The organism is Chania multitudinisentens RB-25, assembly GCF_000520015.2.
GTDB classification, from domain to species: domain Bacteria; phylum Pseudomonadota; class Gammaproteobacteria; order Enterobacterales; family Enterobacteriaceae; genus Chania; species Chania multitudinisentens.
The window spans coordinates 2652481-2673257 of record NZ_CP007044.2 but is presented as its reverse complement, the minus strand read 5'-3'; the positions used below and the strand labels follow the sequence as shown (position 1 = coordinate 2673257).

The window sequence follows — 20777 nt, the reverse complement described above, 5'->3', positions numbered from 1 at the left end:
TCACTTTCAACTATCCCTATAATGCGACTCCAACAAGACGGGGCGATTAGCTCAGTTGGTAGAGCATCTCCTTTACACGGAGGGGGTCGGCGGTTCGAGCCCGTCATCGCCCACCATCTTGTTGAAATGAGAAATAATGAGGGTGATTAGCTCAGTTGGTAGAGCATCTCCTTTACACGGAGGGGGTCGGCGGTTCGAGCCCGTCATCACCCACCACTCATTTTCTTGTTTAGCAGTAACCCAGAATGGGGTGATTAGCTCAGTTGGTAGAGCATCTCCTTTACACGGAGGGGGTCGGCGGTTCGAGCCCGTCATCACCCACCATTTCTGCGGGTCGTTAGCTCAGTCGGTAGAGCAGTTGACTTTTAATCAATTGGTCGCAGGTTCGAATCCTGCACGACCCACCAATATAGAAAAAGCGCCTCAGGGCGCTTTTTTCGCATAGGTCACCTACCTAATCTCAAACGCTAATCTTATATAACGCACGATGTCGTGCGGGTGAGAACCTGCGTTCAAGTTCGAGCCGAGCGAAGCGAGACGACAACGCGCAGCGTTGCCCGTAGGGCGACGAGTCAATCCTGCACGACCCACCAATTATAGGGGTTGAAGTAAAAAGCCACGTAAACACGCTAATGCGCTTTAAATTGGCCTGGCGTTTTCCCAAAGCGTTGCCGGAATATCTCTATATAAGCACTAACGTTGCTGTAACCGCTCAAAGATGCCACTTCGCTTACTGGCAATCCCGCAAGAACCCACTGAAGCGAAGAAACCACTTTTGCCTGTTGGCGCCATTGGCTAAAACTAAGGCCGGTTTGTTGAGTAAACAAACGGCTCAGGTTTCGAACACTCAGCCCCCACTGTTGGGCAAGTTGGGTTTGATTCAGCACACATCCTGGGTTTTTCAGTAACTCATTGGCAACGTTTCGAGCCCGACGATCTTCTGGCAAAGTTAACTGAAGCGGTAATTCAGTAAGTTGAGCGATTTCATAGCCTAATACTTTCAGAAGAGTGTCCAGGTAATCCATTGAGGATGATAAATGCCCGCTCCGGCATATTCGTTCCAAAAGTACGAGGACAAAGGCATCTGCCCCATAAATCCCCGCCTTGGGTGGAAAAGGGACACTGGATGATGGCTCAAGATACAGGCAGTGACCTTTTACGCTCCCGGGAGCCCAAGCTCTGTGGAGCAGGTGCGCCGGAAACCACCCTACGGAACCCGGCGTGACAGCCCACTGCGCCAGTTCAGTTTCAATAACGATGATGCCGTGACTGAGCCAGTATAACTGACCAGATTCATGCTGATGCCAGACCGTTGCATGCAGGCCTTCATATTCAAATATTTTTGTTTTCATCTGAATGGCCGATTGACCGTATATTTTGTCCTGATACCGATAATACACCAATCAGCACTTAGCGTAGACTTCCTACTTCATTCAGGTAGGAGAAACAAATGCAAAACATTAAGCAGACAGTCATTGATGCATTACAGACGCTTGTCAGTAATCCAGAGCATGATGAGAATAAAATTGCCGTTTTTTTTGATCCAAGTTACCAACAGGTGGTTGATGGTAAACAGCTGGATTACAGTGGATTTATTCAGCATATAGCCGCTCTCAAATCACATACAAAGCATATGAGCGTTTCAATCAAGTCTATCGTGGCTGAGAATGACACCGTGTTCACACATCACTATGTCAACGTGGAAAAAAATCAGGGCGAACGGAGCGAGTTTGAGGTTTTTGCTCGCTTTACCTTGGCATCTGGCAGAATTATCTGCTGCGAAGAACTCACACGAATGATTAGTGGGGCACCTAACGATCGAGATCTGGGCAGCAGAAGTTAATTTTTTCTTCAATCTGCAATCATTCACAATCGCTAATACCGTATTGGTAGTACCAGCATACCGCTCAGAGCATGAAAATACCGGCCTTTGAACAGAACCCGTTCTCGTTCCGTTGCCCATCAACGGGAAGAATTCTGCGGTGCGGAGCCCTCCGTAACAACGGTTTTATCTGCACGATTTGCTTTCCTGCTGGGTAGCATCTGGCGAACTTTGTGCATGGCGATACACGCTTCATTAATAATATTTTTATATAATCTCAGCACGGGATGGATGAAGAACAGCCACAGTTGGTATTTCGCATAGTCCTTTTTATCCAGCGTCACTATCGGCGTTTTCAACCGGGCATAGGCGCTTTTTTTGACTCGTTTAAGCACCGTGCTGCCTACGCCGCAGTAAATCAGGCCGATATCCCGGTGGTTTTCCACATAACAGATTTCGTTACCGGCAGGAATTTTTCCAATGGCAAGCGTATAGGCGATAGGGCCAGTGGTTCGCAGGACGCCTTTCATACCAATTCCCGCAGTCCATGGTCGGTAATTACGAATTCTTTCAGTGACATCATCAATAACGGCTTTCAAGTACGGAGATCGTACCCCAGCAATAATATTCCACTGCTGGTATTCCCCTTTTTGCAAGGCAGACAACTCAGGATGTAACCCTTTTTTGATATCCAGCCCCTGAGGTCCGTTATCCCAGTGGCACAGTATCAGCTCGCAATCTTCAGGTATGATGTCATCAAGAGGCCGGTCACAGGAACTCTTGATGTCCAGATAAACCCCACCCTCATTATACATAACCAGGTAGCGGAACAAATCTGCCCGAGCCGCGCCATATTCAGGGTTAATGCGCTGATACAGTGCCAGCGTATCGGGGCCAAAATGTTGCCCGATATAGTTTGTGATGGCTTGGTCGTCGTAAAAACGGTATGCCCAAGCGGGGTTTTTCTGCTGAAGTTCATGGGCCAGCGCCTTGATTTCATCTGGCAAAGCATCCCAACCCGCAGTATAAATCTGGTGAATTTTACGGGGTATTTTCTTCATTTTCAGCCAATATACTCCAGTATACTGCCGCCTGGTTGATAACAAATATAATGATGTATTACATACTATGACAAATTACAAAACAACAAGTTAGAAGTCTCTTTAGCCCATTAATGTGAGTTACCTAATATCTTAATAGATTTTATTTACTGAAAAGGGCAGGAAGATCTGCTGGGCGTACTCGGGCTGCTCAGCAGCGTGACGAAGCTCTGGAACTGACTCTATATGCAGGCAACGCTGCCGCATCTGCGCAACACGGATGAAACACCTGGATACTGATGCGCAATCATCTCTACATGCTGGGTACTATACGTTAGTACCACTATCAATGGTAATGCCAGTTCCCGTCACATAACGCCCTTCTTCGCTGGCAAGCCAAGCCACAAGACCGGCAATATCACGCGGTTCAGCATAATATGGAATAGACATCTTGCTCCGTTGCATATCGGCAAAATCACTATCCGCTGGGTTCATATCCGTGTCCGTTGGGCCAGGATGTATGATATTCGCCGTAATTCCGCGTGCTCCGAGATCGCGGGCAATTGCTTTGGTAAAACCAATAAGTGCTGATTTACTCAATGCATAAAGGCTCAATCCTTGCATTGGCAACCGTTCAGCCAAATTGCTGCCAATGGTAATAATCCGTCCCCCATCTTTCATTTGAGAGGCAACTACCTGCGTAGCAATGAATACGGCTTTCACGTTGATATCAATGTTGCGCTGAAAGTCATCAAGAGTGATGGTTTCTAATGGCTGAACCTCAAATATGCCAGCATTGTTCACAAGAATATCTATTGGACCGAGCTCAGCGATGGCATGTTCTACCGCCAATCTCACTGCGACAGGATCTCTATTATCCGCCGCAATCGCCATGCCTCGCCTGCCTAAGCGCTCAATTTCCCTGATGACATTATCAGCTTTTTCCTGACTATTGACATAGGTTAAAGCAACATTAGCCCCTTCCTGCGCCAATCGTTTGGCAATTGCCGCTCCCATCCCGCGACTACCACCCGTAACCAACGCAACTTTATTGTTTAACTTATCCATAATTAGCCTACCTTAGCCTGCTGATTTACATTTATGTATCGATCACTATGTAATATGCTCTAAAAGCTCAGGCGCTACAATATTTATGTATCGATCAATATATAAATAGTAATATATTGAAGAAAAGGGAAATAGACATGGCAAAAAGAGGCCGCCCACGCAATTTTGATAAAAGCCACGTCTTGCAGCAGGCGATGCTGACATTTTGGCAACATGGGTATGAAGGTACATCCATGACGGATTTGATAACGGCAATGGGGCTGAGTTCCCCCAGCATCTACGCGGCCTTCAACTCAAAAGAAAACCTGTTCAGAGAATCGGTTGCACTTTATCGAATAACCGAAGGCGGGCGAGTATGGAGTACCGCCATGGCAGCCCCCACCGCTCGGGCAGCAGTCGAAACTATGCTGCGAATCAGTGCGGAAGATTTTACTCAGCCCGGAAGGCCCAGAGGATGCCTGGTTGTACTGGGTGCTCTGTTGGCCGATAGAGAAAACGAAGTCGTCTACAAAGAATTAAAGCAATATCGGGCAGAGAGCCTTGATATGTTGATATTACGGCTGAAAAAAGGGGCCATAGAAGGTGAACTGTTGAGTGGCCAGGATTGGCGAGCTATTGCTACCTATTTCATTACTGTCCAACAGGGTATGTCAATACAGGCGCGAGATGGCACATCACGGCAAACTCTCCTACGCATTGCCAGCAGCGCAATGGCATCATGGGATACATTATGCCTATCCCACTCACCCACCAAAAATTGAAAGAAGCTCATTTTTTAGCCGTATGCAAACGCAAGCAAATTACCTGTAGGAGGCAAAAAAGCCCCCCGTGAGCTTCAGGCAAAATCTATACCCAATGGATTTCAGGATGGTCGTCGGTATTGGCCTTACCAAACAAAAGGGGCACCATACTGTGCCCCCTGCAATGCGACATCCAACCCCATCAACATCAAGCCGCCAGCGTTGCTCCACCGTCAATCACAATGTCCTGCATCGTAATATGGCTGGCACGTTCCGAAGCCAGAAACAGGATCGCATCGGCAATTTCTTGCGGTTGAGCGATTTTGCCCAGCGGAATCCCCAGCTTAAACTGCTCAGGGAAGCCATTGATCGTCTTGCGCTCGCCGCTTTCGTCCTGCCACATGCCGCGCTGCATCGGCGTATTGGTCGAGCCAGGGGAAACCAGGTTGCAACGCACACCGTAAGGAGCCATTTCCAGCCCTACCGTCTGGCACAGGCTGCGCAAGGCCGCTTTAGAAGCACAATAGGCCGCCATGCCAACACGCGGCACATGAGCCGCATTTGATGCCACGCTAACGATCGCTCCACGCCGCTGGTGGCGGAAGATCGGCAACGTATGGCGGAACATGTTGAACGCCCCCCCTGCATTCACCGCCATGCAGGCCAGCCAATCGGCGCTGCTGGTTTCATCGGCCAGCCCCATGCGCAAAATCCCAGCACCATTCACCAGCACGTCCAATTCCGGCTGTTCCACCAGCAAACGCTGGCAAACGCTATCCACAGCTGCGCCATCGGCAATATCCAGCACTTCAGTATGGAAAGGATAATGCTGTTCACCAAAATGCAAATCGAAGCCGATCACTTCAGCACCAGCCTGCACAAATGCCAATGCGGTTTGATAACCAATCCCCGCCCCGGCGCCGGTCACCCAAACCCGCTGACCGGCAAAATCGTGCCCATTATTCATCAGGATTTCCCTCCTGATAACAACGCCCACCAGCTATCGATGGTCGGTGATTTTGCCAGTGCGATAAAATCAATATCTTCCCGAATTTTGCGCCAACGGGTCGCCAGCTCCATGATTCGTACCGAATCCAGACCATAATCAATCAGGTTTTCATCATTGCCGATGTCTTCACTGTCTTCATCAAGCAGCGGAATAATCTGCTGGCGCAAAGCCTCAATGCTGGCCATGCCCGGCAACAGATCGGCAGTCATCACTACCCGGCCACAGCGCCCAGCGGTATAGCGCAACGCCATCAGGTGCTCATCCTGTGAGAAATCTGCCAAGCCATCGGCCACCATAAACGGCTTGATATCGCGCATAAAAGCGTCAATGGCGGTCGTCATGCAACCGATATGCGCGTAAACACCACAGATAATCAGTTGATCGCGCCCGCTTTCCTGCAAGATTTCCTGCAATGGCGAACGATGGAAGGCACTGTAACGCCATTTCACCAGCACCGTATCATCAGCATCTGGGGCCAGCGCACGGACTACCGCCTGCTGTTCCGGGTGCTTGTTCAGGCCCGGCCCCCACATATCATTTAACAGCGCCCGATCGGCATCACTTTGCTGGTTTGGCTGCGCGGTATAAAACACCGGGATACCCTGCTCTTTGCAGTAACGGCGCAACTTGGCGATATTCTCGATCACCTGCTTGATTAACGGGCTGTCTTCTCCCCAGAAATTGAGGAAATACTGCTGCATATCGTGGATCAGCAGAGCAGCGCGCTGCGGCTCAAAGGCCCAGTTCACCTTGTTGGCTGGTAATTCGCTCAGCGTTGGCAGCGCATAATCGTTAAGTTTTGGAATAGCCATGGCTTATTCTCCCTGAACCTGAGTCAATTGCTGCGCCTCCAGGCGTTGGCGCAAATGTTTTTTATCCACCTTGCCGACGGGGGTTAATGGCAATAATTCGACCTGAATAAAGCGATCGGGCAATTTGAATTCTGCTACCCCCTGCTCACGCAGATGGCGGCGTAATACCACCGGTTTCACCGCATTATGCGCGACAATAAAGGCACAGCTTTTCTCCCCCATCAGGGTATCCGGCATCGAAACCAGGGCCGCGTTGATCACTTCCGGGTGGCGCAACAGCAGGTTCTCAATTTCTTCGGCAGCAATCTTTTCGCCACCACGGTTGATCTGATCTTTCTGCCGCCCTTGAACCTGGACGTAGCCGTCAGTGGTTAAACTGATTAAATCGCCAGAGCAATAGAAACCGTTCTCGTCAAAAGCTTCCGCGTTATGCGCAGGGCTCTGATAATAGCCACGGAAGGTATAAGGGCCACGCGTCATCAGGCGGCCGGTTTCCCCCGCTGGCAGAGGGTTACCCTGCTCATCGGCCACCCACAATTCATCGTCCGGGCTCATTGGCGTGCCTTGAGTGGTGAGAATATGCCAATCATCATCATCCAGCAGGGTGTAGTTCACTAAGCCTTCGGCCATGCCAAACACCTGCTGCAACTGGCAGCCGATCTCGGTACGAATACGCGCCGCCAGGGTTTCCCCCAGCTTGGCTCCCCCCACCTGCAACAGTTGCAGGCTGGCTAATTGATGATGGCTCCCCCACTCTTCAATCGCCTGTAACCACAGGGTGACGGCGGGCGGCACCAGCGCAGTCACCGTGATCTGATACTGTTCAATAAGCTTAAAACACTGCGCTGCCGCCGGATCGGCAGCAAACACCACCAGCCCAGCGCCATACAGCACGCCCAACACTCCCGGCGAACTCATCGGGTAGTTGTGCGCCACCGGTAGGGCACACAGGTAGCGGGTTGCGTTGTCGAAACGGCAAATCTCCACGCTGCGGCGGATGCTGTAGTAATAGTCGTTATGAGTACGAGGGATCAGTTTCGGGGTGCCAGTGCTACCGCCGGAAAGCTGGAAGAAGGCCACCCGATCGGCAGCCGTTGGAGCCGGAGTAAAGCCACTGCTGCCCTCTGCCAGCCAAGCGGCTAATGCGTGCTCGCCATCAGGCTGATTACGCAGCCCCACCACGCGTAATGAAGGATGCTGTTCTCTGAAGATCGTCAGGAAATCATCCTGCATGAACAGGCTATGCTCACGATCGGCAATCAGCAGCACGGGCTGAATCTGGCTGGCGTAAGCGTTCAGCTCACTGCGTTGATGGCTGAACAAGGCATTCACCGGCACCACACCGATTTTCAGCAGGGCAAAAAACACCACATAGAACTCAACCACGTTACCAAGCTGCACCAAAGCAGTATCGCCCGCCTGTAATCCACGGCGTAACAGGGCTGCCGCCAGATTATCGGAAAGCTGTTGCAACTCGCGGTAGCTCAGGCTGCGCTGTGCATCAATCAGAGCGATAGCGTCATTGTCTGCCTGGCGGGATAAGATCTCGGTCAGCGGTTGATCGATCCAATAGCCACGCTCGCGGTAACGGCGCGCAAAATCTTCAGGCCAGGGGGTAAAAGCGATACTCATGGGGTTCTTTATCCTTGATTAAGACCAAAGGCACGCAGAATGGTGCTCAATTTGGTACCCGTTTCATGCCATTCAGACTGTGGAGAAGAATCTTGCACAATGCCGGCACCAGCGAACAGGCGTACCTGATTGGCCTGCACGGTGCCACAGCGGATAGTGACCACCCATTCACCATTACCTTCTGCGTCGCACCAACCGACGATGCCACCAAACAGCTCCCGATCGAAAGGTTCCAACTGCTCGATCAACTCGCGCGCTGCAAGCGTTGGTGTGCCGCATAAGGCCGGTGTTGGATGCAGCAAGCAGGCCAGTGACAGCGCATTCTCTGCACATTCAGCCACTTCACCGTCGATCGGCGTCGAAAGGTGCCACAAGGTGGTGGTACTCAACAGCTCAGGAGACGCTGGAATATTCAGGTAACGGCAGCGGTTACTCAGTACCTGGCGCATACCTTCGGTCACAATCTGGTGTTCATAACGATCTTTAGCCGATGTCAGCAATTGTTCACTGGCTGCATGATCCCGCTGAGGATCGCTTTCACGCTGTATCGATCCTGCCAACGGGTTGGAATGAAACTGATGGCCGTATTTACGCAGCAACAACTCGGGGCTAGCCCCCACCAATGCCCCTTCTTCAAGCGGAACATGGAAATGGAAGCCATGGGGATTTTGGGTAATGATCTGCATCATCAACGCGTGACGATCGATCCGTTTACTGGTTTCAATCTCCAACAAACGGGCAAGCACCACTTTTTCCAGTTGTTTGTTACCGGTGATCGCCACGGCATCTGCTACCATCTGCATAAACTGCGCCTGCTGTGGCAGCTCGGTTTGCCGGGTGATTTCCGGCAGCATATCTGCCGTTGGTTCTACACTCGCCATAAAGCTTCCCCGTTCAAACCATTGGGTTTGTTCAGGAATAAATAACGCAGACGGTTGGCGGGTATCAAAAGGAATTGCCCCGCACAACACCGGGTGTGGCACCCCCGCCAAGCGGGCTTGTGTAAATGCTTGCCGTACCGCCTGTTGGAACTCACCTTGCAGATTATCGCCATCAGCAGCAGGTAACGTGAGCTTAGTAAAGCACCCTTGTGTGCTCAGGCTACGGAAAGGAGAAGTAAAAAAGAAACCCGACGTGGGGGAAATTGTGGTGGTTGGTAACACACAGTCCTCATTCAGCAGATCCTTTGGTTCGGTATCCTTAACTGCTAAGACCATTGGTACTTCCTCTACATTGTTAACACTAACAAAGATAATAATAATTATCATTTGTATTTCTTTGCGGTAAAGTACCTTTCAGAATTTGCCATGTCAATAAACGTAAACACTTCTTTGTCGTTGCGCCAAGGTATAAGCTTAACCGTCTTAACCATTAGAATGATAATTACTACTATTTAAACAAGAGAATATCTAAAATGACACATACCTTACGGCTTGGCCTGGCGTTGTTTGGCGTGCTGATGATGGGTACCGTTCAAACGGCAACCAGCGCAGAATGGCCACGCAGTCTTGAAACTTCTCACGGTGTGATTACCCTCAACCAGCCCCCGGAGCGCATTGTCTCTACCAGCGTCACCGTTACCGGTACACTTTTAGCCATTGATGCCCCGGTGATCGCCAGTGGAGCCACCAGCCCGAATAACCGGCTATCAGATAAACAAGGGTTTTTCCATCAATGGGGAAATATTGCTGCCCAGCGTGGTGTGAAACAGCTTTACATTGGTGAACCCAATGCTGAGGCCATCGCCGGTGAAGCCCCCGACCTGATCGTAATGTCTGCTACCGGTGCCGATTCTGCATTGCGTTTATACGATCAGTTATCGACCATCGCACCGGTATTGGTAGTGAACTACGACGACAAAAGCTGGCAGGAATTAGCGCATATTCTCGGCCAAGCCACCGGGCATGAAGCGCAGGCGGAGCAGATCGTCAATGAGTTTGCGGTGCGGGAAAAAACGCTGAAACAGCAGATGACGTTACCTCCGCAACCGATATCAGCCCTGGTATTCCGCAGCGATGGCAAGAATGCCAACCTGTGGACCGCAGATTCCTCACAGGGGCAACTGCTGCAACAACTCGGTTTTACTCTGGCGCCATTGCCAGCGCATCTCAATGTCAGCACCAGCCAAGGGACGCGCAAAGACATTATTCAACTGAGTGGAGAAAGTCTGGCACAAGGTCTGAATGGCCAAACTCTGCTGTTATTTGCCAATGATGAAAGCGACGTTCAGCGGCTGATGAACAACCGTTTCCTGGCTCATCTGCCTGCGGTGCAAAACAAGCGGGTCTATGCATTGGGCAATGATACCTTCCGCCTGGATTATTACAGCGCCAACAACCTGCTGGCGCGTCTTGAGCAGTTGTTTATTTCTCGCTAGCTTCCGCGGCGGGTTGCAGCACATTGCTCTGCCCGCCACTGCCCACCAGGCGTAGGCCGCGCATGGCAAACGCCAACACGACAGCCAGCACTGCGGCTCCAAAGCCAAAGCTGGTTGACCCCGTTGCCGGTAGCATAAATGCCCCCATCGCCCCCAGCAGCAATGCCCCAAGCGCGTCACCCACCATGTTTTGCGCAGTCCATAACCCGTTAATCCGGCCAAGAAACGCATCCGGCGTCAGGTTCTGAATCAACCCGTATTGCAACAGCGAATTCAGCGCGCTGAGATAGCCAAACGCCACCAGGCACAGCAGGGCCATGCCATACCAGGGCATAACACCGAACAGGCCGATGGCAGCAAACGCCGCAATCGCCGTCAGCAGCATCACCCAGCCTGGCCGTGCCACCTGCGCCATTCGCCCGCTGGTGAATGCGCCAAGCGCCGCCCCTAGCGGCACGGCCGCATACATAAAGCCCAAATGCTCGGTGCTCACGTTCCACATGCCAGAAATCGCCGGATACAACACCCGCACTGCGCTGGCCATGGTCATCAACGCACCAATCAATGCCACCATGCCAATAACTTTGTTTTGCAGCAGAAAGGTAAAACCGCCGATCAAGGCGCGCACCGGATGCTCACGCGGCTGCGGCGGTGGCTGTAACTGTGGCAAGCGTAATAACGGAATCAGTGTCAGCATCGTACCGAATGCCGCCAAGCCATAATTCCACGCCACACCTGCGCTGGCGATCACAAAGCCACCGATAGCCGGGGAAAGGATCGAGCCAAAACGCACGGTCAACATACTGATAGCCCCGGCCTGCACGATATTTTCGCGCCCGACCAGAGTCGGGGTGGCGGCCAGCAAAGCCGTCACGCCCACCGCACCAAAGAAACCATCCCACACCGCCAGCAGATAGATCGCGGTCAAGGAAGGCGCGGGCAGCGCAGCATTCAGGCACAGGCCGAGAAAACCAACGCCGCAGGTGGAACGAGCAAACAGGATCAGGCGACGGCGTTCATAACGATCGGCCAGAACACCGCCCATCAGCAAACCTGCAAACATTCCACTGCCTGCCAGCGTAACCGCCAGCCCAACCAACAAGGTCGAACCGGTCAGTGCCTGGATTTGTACCGGTATCGCAATTGCCATCAGGCCCAGAGCCACAATCGAAATAAAACGGGCGCAGAATACGGCACGGAAAGCAGCATTGGTTTTCAGCAGGCTAAAATCGAGCAAAATCGAGGGCTTATTCATCTTGTTATCACCACAACGTCTATCCTTTCCCTTGCATATCTGTTCGTTACCTAACGGAGCTATAGCCTAACTAGTTCAAGTTGCAGAAAGAGGGAGCCAAATAACTGAACGAAATCAACGCATATGCAACTTGAAGTATGCCGGGTATAGTGCTGTTCAGGCTGCTATGCTACCATAAATGATCTCAATCAATAATGATAATAAATATCATTAATATTCAATTGATAATAGGCTGTTATGTTTCGGCTTACGCGCAATGGTTCTGCCACTTTACCCACACATCGGGAACGTCTTTTACTGGGATTATCCCTCTCTTTCTGGCAACGCCTGCTTGGGTTGCTGTTTGCCGTTGCAGTCTTGTTGCTGGTCGTGATACTCAGCCTGTCTCTAGGCGCTAAATCCATCCCCTTCGCCACCTTATTAGAGGCTTTTAACGGGCAATGTACCGGAGCTGACTGCGTCATCATTACCGAAGCCCGGCTTCCCCGTACCTTGGCCGGTATATTGGCCGGCGTTGCCCTTGGGTTGGCCGGTGCTCTGATGCAGACCCTCACCCGCAACCCGCTGGCCGACCCTGGAATTCTGGGCGTTAATTCCGGTGCTGGTTTCGCGGTGGTTTTGGGGATCACCCTGTTTGGCGCCACCGATGTCAGCCATTATCTGTGGTTTGCCTTTGCTGGCGCACTGTTTGCTTCACTGCTGGTGGCCCTGGTGGGTGCACTGGGCGGCAGCCAGCTCAGCCCGGTTCGCCTAACGCTGGCGGGCGTGGCGTTGGCCGCCGTATTGGAAGGTATGACGTCCGGGATCGCCCTGCTCAACCCGCTGGTATTTGATCAACTGCGTTTCTGGCAGGCAGGCTCTCTCGATATTCAAAACATGGCGGTGGTGCGTACCGTCGCGCTGCCGATCCTGCTGGGCACATTCATCACGCTCTGGCTGACCAAGGCACTCAACAGCCTGAGCATGGGCAATGAATTAGCCGCAGCGCTCGGCACCCATCTGATCCGCACCCAGTTGCTCGGCCTGCTGGCCATTACGTTGCTGTGCGGGGGCGCCACCGCCGCCGTCGGCCCGATTGCCTTTGTGGGGTTGATGATGCCCCATATCGCCCGGCGGCTGTCAGGTTCTGAACTGAACTGGATGCTGCCCTGGACGCTGGTCTTAACTCCCATTTTGCTATTGAGTGCTGACCTGATTGGCCGCTTTCTGGTGCCGGGTGAACTACAGGTTTCTATCGTGCTTTCGCTGATCGGCGCACCAGTGCTGATTATCCTGGTACGCCAGCGCCGCATGTTCCGGCGGGGGGGATAAGATGAGTTTACTGGCCTCCCATTTGCCGCTCGGTAAGAAACCCTGGCGGCTGGCACGTTCAGCGCTGACCGCCTTGGCTCTGCTGTTCATCTGTTTGCTGCTGGCGGTTTACGCCCTCGGTTCCGGCACGCTCTCCCTCAGTGCCGAGCAAGTGATTGATGCCCTACAGGGTGAAGGCCCAGCTAACCTGGTCACCATTGTGACCCAATGGCGCTTGCCGCGGGTCGCCATGGCCTTGCTGCTGGGGGCGGCGCTCGGCATCAGCGGTGCTATTTTCCAGTCATTGCTGCGTAACCCGCTCGGCAGCCCGGATGTGATCGGTTTCAATACCGGTGCTTACAGCGGCGTGCTGGTAGCTATTGTCCTGTTTAACAACAGCGTTATCGGTATTACCTCTGGCGCGCTGATGGGTAGCTTAGTGACTGCCGGATGTGTTTACCTGCTGGCCTGGCGCAACGGCGTTGAAACTTTCCGCCTGATCATTGTCGGTATTGCCGTTCGTGCTCTACTGTTCGCCATTAACACCTGGATGATCGTCAGTGCTTCGCTGGAATCCGTCATTACCGCCGGTTTGTGGAATGCCGGTTCCCTTAACGGCATTACCTGGGCGAAAAGCCTGCCAGCCATACTGGTGATTGTGCTATCCATCCTGCTGTTGTCCGCATTGGCACGGCGCATGCGGCTGCTGGAAATGGGCGATGACACCGCCTGTGCGCTGGGGGTGCCCATTGAGCGTTCACGCCTGCTGCTGTTATTGGCCGGAGTGCTGCTCACCGCCGCTGCCACCGCCGTTGCTGGCCCGATCTCCTTTATTGCCCTGGTGGCACCGCAGATTGCCCGCCGCCTGTGTGCCAACCAAAACGTGCTGCTGCTGACGGCCCTGACCGGCGCACTGCTGCTGCTGGCCGCCGATGTGGTTGCACAGCGCCTGTTTACGCCTTATCAGTTGCCGGTTGGCATACTGACCGTCAGCCTGGGGGGCATTTATCTGCTCTGGTTATTAATCCGCGAGTCGCGAAAACAATGAATGCTGAAAACCTGTTACCTGCGCCGCTGCGCGCTGAAAACCTGACGCTGAGTTACGACAAAAAGATCGTCGCACGCGATCTTTCCGTGTCTATTCCGCAGGGTGAACTGACGGTAATTATCGGCCCGAATGCCTGCGGTAAATCAACACTCTTACGCACACTGAGCCGATTAATGCAGCCGCAGGCAGGCTCGGTCTGGCTCAACGGCAAGCAGATCCGCGATTACGCCACCAAAGAAGTTGCTCGCCAGCTTGGCTTACTGCCGCAAAGCTCTATCGCGCCGGGCGATATTACGGTTTTTGATCTGGTTGCCCGTGGCCGCTACCCGCACCAACGCCTGTTCAGCCGCTGGCGAGAGGAAGATCAGCAAGCCGTAGAACAGGCTATGCATGCCACTGGCGTGGCGCAGTTGGCTGAACAAGCGGTGGATACGCTGTCCGGTGGGCAGCGCCAGCGGGTATGGATTGCCATGGTGCTGGCACAGCAAACCCCACTGCTGCTGCTGGATGAACCGACCACCTGGCTGGATATCACCCATCAAATCGATCTGCTGGAGCTGCTGCGCCAGTTGAATCGGATCAACGGCTATACCCTGGTGGTGGTGCTGCACGATCTCAACCATGCGTGCCGCTATGCCAGCCATCTGATCGCCATGCGTGACGGTAAGGTCGTTGCTGAAGGTGCGCCGAAACAGATCGTCACTCCGGCGTTGATCGAACAGGTGTATGGATTGAAGTGTATGATCATTGACGATCCGGTTTCGCATACGCCATTGGTGGTGCCGCTGGGGAAATAATTTATTGGCCCCCGCATGCGAGGGCCTATTTATACCCCAAATAATTCGGGTTGCCTGTAGGCGCAAATCTGCCGGGAACAGATTTGAACGCTGTTTTCAGCGGCCCCGATGGGCCGAATAATGCAGCCAACAAGCAACTTGAAGTATGACGGGTATATGCCTTATAAGGCCCGTAGCACACGGTTCAGCAACGGCCCTAACACCTTGAAGGACGCCGGAGAGACAATATCCACATGCGCGCAATCCAGTTCATGCACCTGTAGCCCATCAACATATTCTGCCCAGGTTTTCTGCACATCCATACCGGCTTGCAGCGTCCGTTTCGCCACAAACAGCGTCGCCTGCCCGTGGAAACGCGCGGTATGCGTATGTGACAACAGCCGCACAGAATCTGCATAGTTGGCTTCGATATGATCAAACATCGCTACCCGCGTTGCTCCTAGCGCCGGATCAAGCGCTTCTTCCGACACCGCCAGGAATTGCTCACGCTCACGCTGTACTTCCTTAAGGACGTTGTCGTCCAGCATCACATCCCAATTCTGGGTTTCCGGCGGATAAGTATCCAGTAACCCGAGGAATGCCACTTCTTCACCGCGTGCCTGCAAGCGGGCGGCAATGCCCTGCGCCAAGGTGCCGCCCAGTGAATAACCAATAAAATGGTACGGGCCGTGCGGTTGTACCTGTAACACCGTTGCCAGATGCGCATCGCACACCTGATCCATATCCTCACCCAATGCCAGCGGGCCATCTGGCCGCGGAGATTGAATCCCTACCAGCGACCAGTGTTGATCGATATAGCGCGGCAGAACGCTGAACTGCCAGGAGAAGCCAGAGGCCGGATGCAGGCAGAACAACGTCGGGCCATCCGTAACGCGCAGCGGTAACAGGCTCTCAAAGCCGCATCGATCGGCCTCTTCCTGAGTGCGATCTTCCGCCAGCAACTCGGCCAACTGTTCCACTTTTGAGGCCACCATCACCTGCCCCACCGACACCGCTTTGCCTAAGTCACGCCGTAGCTCGGCGGCCAGCCGCATCGCCAGTAATGAATGGCCTCCTAAGGCGAAGAAATCATCATCGGCAAACACCGGTTCGTGCTGCAACAGGCGCGAAAATACTGCCGCGATCGCGCTTTCCAGCCCCGGTTCCGCTGCACGCCCGGCTTTTCTGGCCACCGTTTGCGGCTGCGGTAACGCTTTACGATCAAGCTTGCCGTTAGCGCTCAGCGGCAATGCAGCCAGCTCCACCAACGCCACCGGCACCATATGCGGCGGTAAACGTTCAGCCAGCGCGGTGCGCAGGCCCGCAAGATCCAACGTCACCTCAGGCTGTGCCACCAGGTAGCCCACCAACTGCCGGGCATCACCGCCCATGGCATCAGCAACGGTATTTTCCAGCACCAGCGCATGCGTTACCGCTTGGTTCACCCCTGGCAATGACAACAGAGCATGATCGATTTCACTCAGCTCAATGCGCTGGCCGCGGATTTTCAGTTGGTCGTCGCTGCGCCCCAGATATTCCACGCTGCCGTCGGCTAACCAGCGGGCCACATCTCCGGTGCGATACATGCGCCCACCGTTACCCTGCGGATCGGCCACAAAGCGGCTGGCGGTCAGATCCGGCCTGCCCAGATAGCCATAAGCAAGCTGCACCCCGGTAAGATAGAGATCGCCCGCCACCCCCGGTGGCACCGCCCGCAGGCGCGCATCCAGAATGCGCAATCCGGTATTCCACACCGGCAGGCCGATCGGCACATTAGCAGCGTTGACGGCGGCCAACGCTGCCCCCCAGGCCGGGTGCCAGGTAACATCTACCGCCGCCTCCGTCGGCCCATAAAGATTATGCAGCGGCACTGCCGTGCGGCTCTGCCACAGGCGGCATAATTCCGCGGGTAAAGCTTCGCCGCTACAGAATACCTGCCGCAGCGGTTGGCAATGGGCAATCGCACTGTCGCTGTCTAACGCGCCGACAAAGGCCGCCAGCATGGAAGGCACAAAGTGCAGCGTCGTTACCTGGTGATGCTCGATCAACGCCAGCAACTGCTGCGGATCGCGGTGCGCCTCAGGAGGAGCCATCACCAACTGCGCCCCCACCATCAGCGGCCAGAAGAATTCCCATACCGAGACGTCAAAGCTGCACGGGGTTTTTTGCAGTACCACATCGTCTGCCGCCAGCGGATATTGATGCTGCATCCACAACAGCCGGTTGACGATCGCCTGATGCCCGACCAGCACGCCTTTTGGCCGCCCGGTGGAGCCCGAGGTAAAAATAATATAGGCCGCGTGATGCGGCGTTGGCCCCGCGATATTGACAGAGGCAACCCCATCCGTTGCCAAAGGAGCATCATACAGCAGCACCTCTCCCTGCCCGGCAAAGCGCGGCTGCTGAGAGGCGTCGGTAATAATCAGGCGCGGTGCAGCGTCTTCCAGCATCATGCTGAGGCGTTCATCGGGATACCCGGTATCCAGCGGCAGATAAGCGGCTCCGGCTTCGACAATCGCCATCAGCGCCAGAGACAGGAACACCGAACGCGGCAACGCCACCGCCACAATATCGCCGGGTTGCACCCCCTGCACCACCAGCCGTTGCGCCAAAGCGGCCACCTGGGCGCGAGTTTCCTGGTAACTGAACCGGTATTGCCCGTCGGCCAGCGCCGGGGCATCTGGCGTTTTGCGTGCCTGTTCCGCCAAGAGGCCACTGAGCGTCTGCGCTGCAACCGGGTGCTGGGTATCGTTCACCCGCGCCAGCAGGGCATGATCCTGTTCCGTCAATAGATCAGCCATGCTGACCGGCAAATCAGGCTGTGCGGTAAACTGGCTCAGCAGCAGAGGCAAGCGTTGCAGGTGTTCTGCCAGTTCCTGATACTGATAGCGCTCAGCATTCGCCAACAGTTCAATCTTTAACGTACCGGCTGCATCGATAAACAGCGCAATTTCCAGGTCACGCACCGGCCCAGAGGCCAGATCGTGGGTGATACCTTCAATACCGTTAAAATTAAGTTGGTAATCGAACATTTTGAAGTTGAAAACCGTGCCATACAGCGGTTGCGCATCACCAATCCGCCCCAAATCGCGCTGTACCTGTTCAGCATCATAACGTTGATGGCGGCGGGCAATTTTCAATTCACGGCCAATCTGGGAAGCGATCTCTGCCAGCGTTGCTTCGGGTGCCACCTGTATTGCCATCGGTAATACGTTGATCACTGGCCCGGTTGCGCAGAGTGCCGCCGATCCCATACGGCGCATAAAAATAAACCCGGCGCTAAAACTGGGCTGCCCGCTCAGGCGTGCCACCCAGAGCGCAACCAGGGCCATCGCCATATCCGCCGCGTTGAGCTGATGCTGCTGGGCAATCTTGACCAGCGGGGCAAAATCCTGCGCAGCGCAGATTTGTGCCAGACGGTGAATACGGGTAGAAGGTGCCTGCCCGGCCAAAGGCTGTGGGCAAAGGGTCGCTGGCACGGGCAGTTGCCGCGCCTTGTTGAGCCAGAAATCAGCGTCGCGCTGGTAGCCCGGCGATTGTTGATACTGCTGATATTCCGCCACGACATCGCTGAATGGGGTGAAAGGCGTCGGCTCTGGCGGTTGCTGCTGGCACAGGCGGGTATAAATATTGGCAATGCGGCGGGCAATAGCGGTAAAGCTGAAACCATCAACCACCAGATGGTGGTAGCGCTGATACCAGAACCAGCGTTGATCGGATAGACGCAGCAGAATATGGCGATACAGCGGTTTGCCGCTGCTCACCCGCAGTTCAGCGGCCAGATCGATCTGCATCAAGGCAGTAGCTGCCGCCTCGGGGTCCGCAGCATCGCTCAAATCAAGCCATTCGGCAGGTGTGATCGGCATCGTGCCGTCGTACCATTGCACTGGCACCCCATCACGTTCGGCAAAGCGCAGCCGCAGAGTATCCACCTCGCTCAATCCCTGGGCAATCGCCTGCAACAGGCAATCTTTATCCAGCGGGCCATTCAATTCGATATAGTGCGCCACCGCATAGGCATTGCCGTAGGGTGAAATTTGGTCGGCAACCCAGATCCCAGGCTGCGCGGCCACCAACGGCAGTTCAACAATCACCTGCTGTTCGGTGGGTAAAATAGAGGTTTCTGACACAGTATTCACTCCTGTTGTCGATCGTTACTGCACGGCACTATCACGCCCTACGCTGTGATGTGGGCCGTATATCCTGCCAATGTTGTTCCAGCCAGGTAATGCATTGCCCACGGGGGGCCGGGCCAAAAACGCTGGCCCAACCCGCAGGGATCGCGCTGAAATCTGGCCACAGGCTGTATTGGTATTCAGCATTGCGCAGGATGTAGCAAGGTTGGTTTTCATCATCGAACGGGTTCAGAGTTTCCATTACAAGTTCCTTAGGCATGAATCGGGGTAGCCAACGGCGACGCAGCCGTTTGCAGGGTGGCAGGTCTAGCCCAGTGCGCCTGTAAACCCTCTAACAAACCACCACGCCAGCACAGTGCATCATGTCCGCCTTCCACCACCCGGTATTGCACCTGATGCCCGCTCTCACGCAGCAAGGCTGCCATACGGTCACTCACCTGGTGGATCAATTTTTCATGGACTCCAGCTTCCATAAACACCTGTAACCTGCCGTGCGCACCCAGCTGTTGCTCCTCCATTTGGCGCATCAGCCAGCAGGCATCATCAGGGAGCGTTGATAGCTGCAACAAATCGCGGCGTGGCCACCAGAAAGAGCCGGATTGGCTGATCACCGCGCCAAAACGTTCGGGCCAACGCAGCCCTGCATAGAGCGACGCCAGGCCACCAAAGCTTTGCCCGGCCACCACCGTGCTGGCTGCCTCCGTGCAGTGCGGTGCCCAAACCGCCAATTGCGGTAATAGTTCTTCCTGCACCGCCAGCCAGAATTCGTCATTACAGGTCAGTTCCTGTGCGCGGTGCTGCTGGTCGATCACATCAATCAACAGATATACCGCTTCCGGCAGTTGGCCGGTGCGGGTCAACTGCAGCAGCGGCTCCCAAACCGGCATCTGCTGCGCCCAGAACTGCCCATCCAGCAAGATGGCTAATGGTCGGGTTACCGGGCGCTGTTCCCCGGTGGTATAGACCCATACATGGCGCGTAGTTCCCAAACGCCGGCTGTGCCAGCTATGCCGCTGCAACTTGGCGGGCGACGCAGGCGTGCAACGCCCGCTGGCAATGGCATAACGGTCGAAATCTTGCCAGGCTGCCTGGCATGGTGCCTGCGGCATATGCAGGCCAGAGAGAAAATGCCCACTGGCGTCGGGCCAGGCCCGGTAAGGGTTGAGCAGATCCGGGGTTGCGCGGGCGAATACCTGCTGCCACCAATGGCGCACGGTATGCATGTTGGCATGGGCATCTGCATGGTGAAGCTGGAGTGGATGATCGTCCATGCAGGGAATGAAACAGTAGCTGCCGCGCCAGTCATGGTTGAGTTCAGTTTGCCAGTACCAGACATTCGACCCTTCCAACCGTTGCAAACTCTGCGGTGGTGCTGACTGATGATGATCGGTGAGGCAATTGATATGGAGCCAGACATGGCGGTAAGCGGAGGTAAATTCATCGCCTTGAGGATCGCGCCAGAAAAATGTGACCTTACAACGCTCATTTTCCTGCGGTTCTACCAGTGGCGTTCCATGCCGAGCAATATCCAACCACCATCCTTCGCTCCCTGCATGTTTACTCGCTAATAACGCACTACTTTCTAACGGTTGTTCAGTTTTCAAAACACCCACTCACTGTGCAGCTGGCATAGCACGCAGTCCGCGCTCTTCGGTCTCTTGACTCAGTACTGTGCCAAAACAAACGGTAATACAGAATAATATTGATAATAGTTTTCATTTGCAATACTGTGTAAACGTTCGTAAATAGAACAGGCATTCTTCAACAGGGAT

The 20777-nt window shown here is 54.2% G+C and carries 17 protein-coding genes, 4 tRNA genes and 1 other RNA gene; 11 read left to right on the top strand and 11 right to left on the bottom strand.

Features of this window, described 5'->3' with window-relative positions; translation table 11 throughout:
• The first annotated feature begins 40 nt into the window (after window positions 1-40).
• From Z042_RS11690 to Z042_RS25025, 5 genes are all read left to right on the top strand, one after another.
• Window positions 41-116 (top strand) — tRNA-Val (locus tag Z042_RS11690).
• A gap of 24 nt (window positions 117-140) precedes the next feature.
• A tRNA-Val gene (locus Z042_RS11685) sits at window positions 141-216 on the top strand.
• A 32-nt stretch (window positions 217-248) separates the two neighbouring features.
• A tRNA-Val gene (locus Z042_RS11680) sits at window positions 249-324 on the top strand.
• Window positions 325-331: 7 nt separating this feature from the next.
• Window positions 332-407, top strand: a tRNA-Lys gene (locus Z042_RS11675).
• 71 nt (window positions 408-478) lie between these two features.
• A non-coding RNA gene (locus Z042_RS25025) (RtT sRNA) lies at window positions 479-593 on the top strand.
• 36 nt (window positions 594-629) lie between these two features.
• Here the strand turns inward: Z042_RS25025 and Z042_RS11670 are convergent.
• Window positions 630-1352: a helix-turn-helix transcriptional regulator gene (locus tag Z042_RS11670; protein WP_037406913.1), complete on the bottom strand. Its 723-nt coding sequence runs from the start codon at window positions 1350-1352 to the stop codon at window positions 630-632.
• A 98-nt stretch (window positions 1353-1450) separates the two neighbouring features.
• Here Z042_RS11670 and Z042_RS11665 point away from each other — a divergent pair, with 98 nt between their 5' ends.
• Window positions 1451-1843, top strand: a complete 393-nt coding sequence (locus Z042_RS11665) for a nuclear transport factor 2 family protein (protein WP_024913397.1) — start codon at window positions 1451-1453, stop codon at window positions 1841-1843.
• Between the two features lie 119 nt (window positions 1844-1962).
• Here the strand turns inward: Z042_RS11665 and Z042_RS11660 are convergent, their stop codons facing one another.
• Both Z042_RS11660 and Z042_RS11655 read right to left on the bottom strand, forming a co-directional pair.
• Window positions 1963-2883, bottom strand: coding sequence for a glycosyltransferase family 32 protein (locus Z042_RS11660; protein ID WP_024913396.1), 921 nt, complete (start codon window positions 2881-2883; stop codon window positions 1963-1965).
• A 306-nt stretch (window positions 2884-3189) separates the two neighbouring features.
• Window positions 3190-3933 carry an SDR family NAD(P)-dependent oxidoreductase gene (locus Z042_RS11655; RefSeq protein ID WP_417903537.1) on the bottom strand — a complete coding sequence of 248 codons (744 nt, stop codon included), beginning with the start codon at window positions 3931-3933 and terminating at the stop codon, window positions 3190-3192.
• A gap of 134 nt (window positions 3934-4067) precedes the next feature.
• Between Z042_RS11655 and Z042_RS11650 the strand changes: the two genes are divergently transcribed.
• The gene (locus Z042_RS11650; protein ID WP_024913394.1) at window positions 4068-4691 is read left to right on the top strand and encodes a TetR/AcrR family transcriptional regulator; all 624 of its coding nucleotides are present in this window, start codon (window positions 4068-4070) and stop codon (window positions 4689-4691) included.
• 187 nt (window positions 4692-4878) lie between these two features.
• Here the strand turns inward: Z042_RS11650 and dhbA are convergent, their stop codons facing one another.
• Genes dhbA through Z042_RS11630 form a run of 4 tightly spaced genes read right to left on the bottom strand, consistent with a single transcriptional unit; the run spans window position 4879 to window position 9340 of the window.
• Complete coding sequence (gene dhbA / locus Z042_RS11645) at window positions 4879-5637, bottom strand: 2,3-dihydro-2,3-dihydroxybenzoate dehydrogenase (RefSeq protein ID WP_024913393.1); 759 nt, start codon at window positions 5635-5637, stop codon at window positions 4879-4881.
• Window positions 5637-6491, bottom strand: a complete 855-nt coding sequence (locus Z042_RS11640; RefSeq protein WP_024913392.1) for an isochorismatase — start codon at window positions 6489-6491, stop codon at window positions 5637-5639. The genes dhbA and Z042_RS11640 overlap by 1 nt, the downstream gene beginning before the upstream one ends.
• A 3-nt stretch (window positions 6492-6494) precedes the next feature.
• Window positions 6495-8123 carry a (2,3-dihydroxybenzoyl)adenylate synthase gene (locus Z042_RS11635; protein ID WP_024913391.1) on the bottom strand — a complete coding sequence of 543 codons (1629 nt, stop codon included), beginning with the start codon at window positions 8121-8123 and terminating at the stop codon, window positions 6495-6497.
• Window positions 8124-8131: 8 nt separating this feature from the next.
• On the bottom strand, window positions 8132-9340 hold the full coding sequence (locus tag Z042_RS11630) for an isochorismate synthase (protein ID WP_024913390.1): 1209 nt from the start codon (window positions 9338-9340) through the stop codon (window positions 8132-8134).
• Window positions 9341-9537: 197 nt separating this feature from the next.
• On the opposite strand from Z042_RS11630, the gene fepB reads away from it, so the two are divergent.
• On the top strand, window positions 9538-10500 hold the full coding sequence (fepB, locus tag Z042_RS11625) for a Fe2+-enterobactin ABC transporter substrate-binding protein (protein WP_024913389.1): 963 nt from the start codon (window positions 9538-9540) through the stop codon (window positions 10498-10500).
• Here fepB and entS read toward each other — a convergent pair.
• Window positions 10487-11755, bottom strand: a complete 1269-nt coding sequence (entS, locus tag Z042_RS11620; protein ID WP_024913388.1) for an enterobactin transporter EntS — start codon at window positions 11753-11755, stop codon at window positions 10487-10489. The two genes, fepB and entS, sit on opposite strands and share 14 nt — an antisense overlap.
• 237 nt (window positions 11756-11992) lie before the next feature.
• Here entS and fepD point away from each other — a divergent pair, with 237 nt between their 5' ends.
• Genes fepD through Z042_RS11605 form a run of 3 tightly spaced genes read left to right on the top strand, consistent with a single transcriptional unit; the run spans window position 11993 to window position 14890 of the window.
• On the top strand, window positions 11993-13066 hold the full coding sequence (gene fepD / locus Z042_RS11615; protein ID WP_024913387.1) for a Fe(3+)-siderophore ABC transporter permease: 1074 nt from the start codon (window positions 11993-11995) through the stop codon (window positions 13064-13066).
• A gap of 1 nt (window position 13067) precedes the next feature.
• Window positions 13068-14093, top strand: coding sequence for an iron-enterobactin ABC transporter permease (fepG, locus tag Z042_RS11610; RefSeq protein ID WP_024913386.1), 1026 nt, complete (start codon window positions 13068-13070; stop codon window positions 14091-14093).
• Window positions 14090-14890, top strand: coding sequence for an ATP-binding cassette domain-containing protein (locus Z042_RS11605; protein ID WP_024913385.1), 801 nt, complete (start codon window positions 14090-14092; stop codon window positions 14888-14890). The genes fepG and Z042_RS11605 overlap by 4 nt, the downstream gene beginning before the upstream one ends.
• A 161-nt stretch (window positions 14891-15051) precedes the next feature.
• Here Z042_RS11605 and Z042_RS11600 read toward each other — a convergent pair whose 3' ends face one another.
• Genes Z042_RS11600 through fes form a run of 3 tightly spaced genes read right to left on the bottom strand, consistent with a single transcriptional unit; the run spans window position 15052 to window position 20609 of the window.
• A complete protein-coding gene (locus Z042_RS11600; protein ID WP_024913384.1) occupies window positions 15052-18999 on the bottom strand; it encodes an enterobactin synthase subunit F in 3948 nt (1315 codons plus the stop codon).
• Between the two features lie 40 nt (window positions 19000-19039).
• Entirely contained in the window at window positions 19040-19246 is a 207-nt protein-coding gene (locus tag Z042_RS11595) for an MbtH family protein (RefSeq protein ID WP_024913383.1), read from the bottom strand.
• Between the two features lie 10 nt (window positions 19247-19256).
• On the bottom strand, window positions 19257-20609 hold the full coding sequence (gene fes / locus Z042_RS11590) for an enterochelin esterase (RefSeq protein WP_045784877.1): 1353 nt from the start codon (window positions 20607-20609) through the stop codon (window positions 19257-19259).
• Window positions 20610-20777: the final 168 nt, after the last annotated feature.

Coding starts and splice junctions, on each gene's coding strand:
- entS (WP_024913388.1), bottom strand. CDS start 11,755: ATGAATAAGCCCTCGATTTTGCTCGATTTTAGCCTGCTGAAAACCAAT.
- Z042_RS11605 (WP_024913385.1), top strand. CDS start 14,090: ATGAATGCTGAAAACCTGTTACCTGCGCCGCTGCGCGCTGAAAACCTG.
- Z042_RS11640 (WP_024913392.1), bottom strand. CDS start 6,491: ATGGCTATTCCAAAACTTAACGATTATGCGCTGCCAACGCTGAGCGAA.
- Z042_RS11635 (WP_024913391.1), bottom strand. CDS start 8,123: ATGAGTATCGCTTTTACCCCCTGGCCTGAAGATTTTGCGCGCCGTTAC.
- Z042_RS11650 (WP_024913394.1), top strand. CDS start 4,068: ATGGCAAAAAGAGGCCGCCCACGCAATTTTGATAAAAGCCACGTCTTG.
- Z042_RS11630 (WP_024913390.1), bottom strand. CDS start 9,340: ATGGTCTTAGCAGTTAAGGATACCGAACCAAAGGATCTGCTGAATGAG.
- fepB (WP_024913389.1), top strand. CDS start 9,538: ATGACACATACCTTACGGCTTGGCCTGGCGTTGTTTGGCGTGCTGATG.
- dhbA (WP_024913393.1), bottom strand. CDS start 5,637: ATGAATAATGGGCACGATTTTGCCGGTCAGCGGGTTTGGGTGACCGGC.
- Z042_RS11595 (WP_024913383.1), bottom strand. CDS start 19,246: ATGGAAACTCTGAACCCGTTCGATGATGAAAACCAACCTTGCTACATC.
- fepD (WP_024913387.1), top strand. CDS start 11,993: ATGTTTCGGCTTACGCGCAATGGTTCTGCCACTTTACCCACACATCGG.
- Z042_RS11665 (WP_024913397.1), top strand. CDS start 1,451: ATGCAAAACATTAAGCAGACAGTCATTGATGCATTACAGACGCTTGTC.
- fepG (WP_024913386.1), top strand. CDS start 13,068: ATGAGTTTACTGGCCTCCCATTTGCCGCTCGGTAAGAAACCCTGGCGG.
- Z042_RS11670 (WP_037406913.1), bottom strand. CDS start 1,352: ATGAAAACAAAAATATTTGAATATGAAGGCCTGCATGCAACGGTCTGG.
- Z042_RS11660 (WP_024913396.1), bottom strand. CDS start 2,883: ATGAAGAAAATACCCCGTAAAATTCACCAGATTTATACTGCGGGTTGG.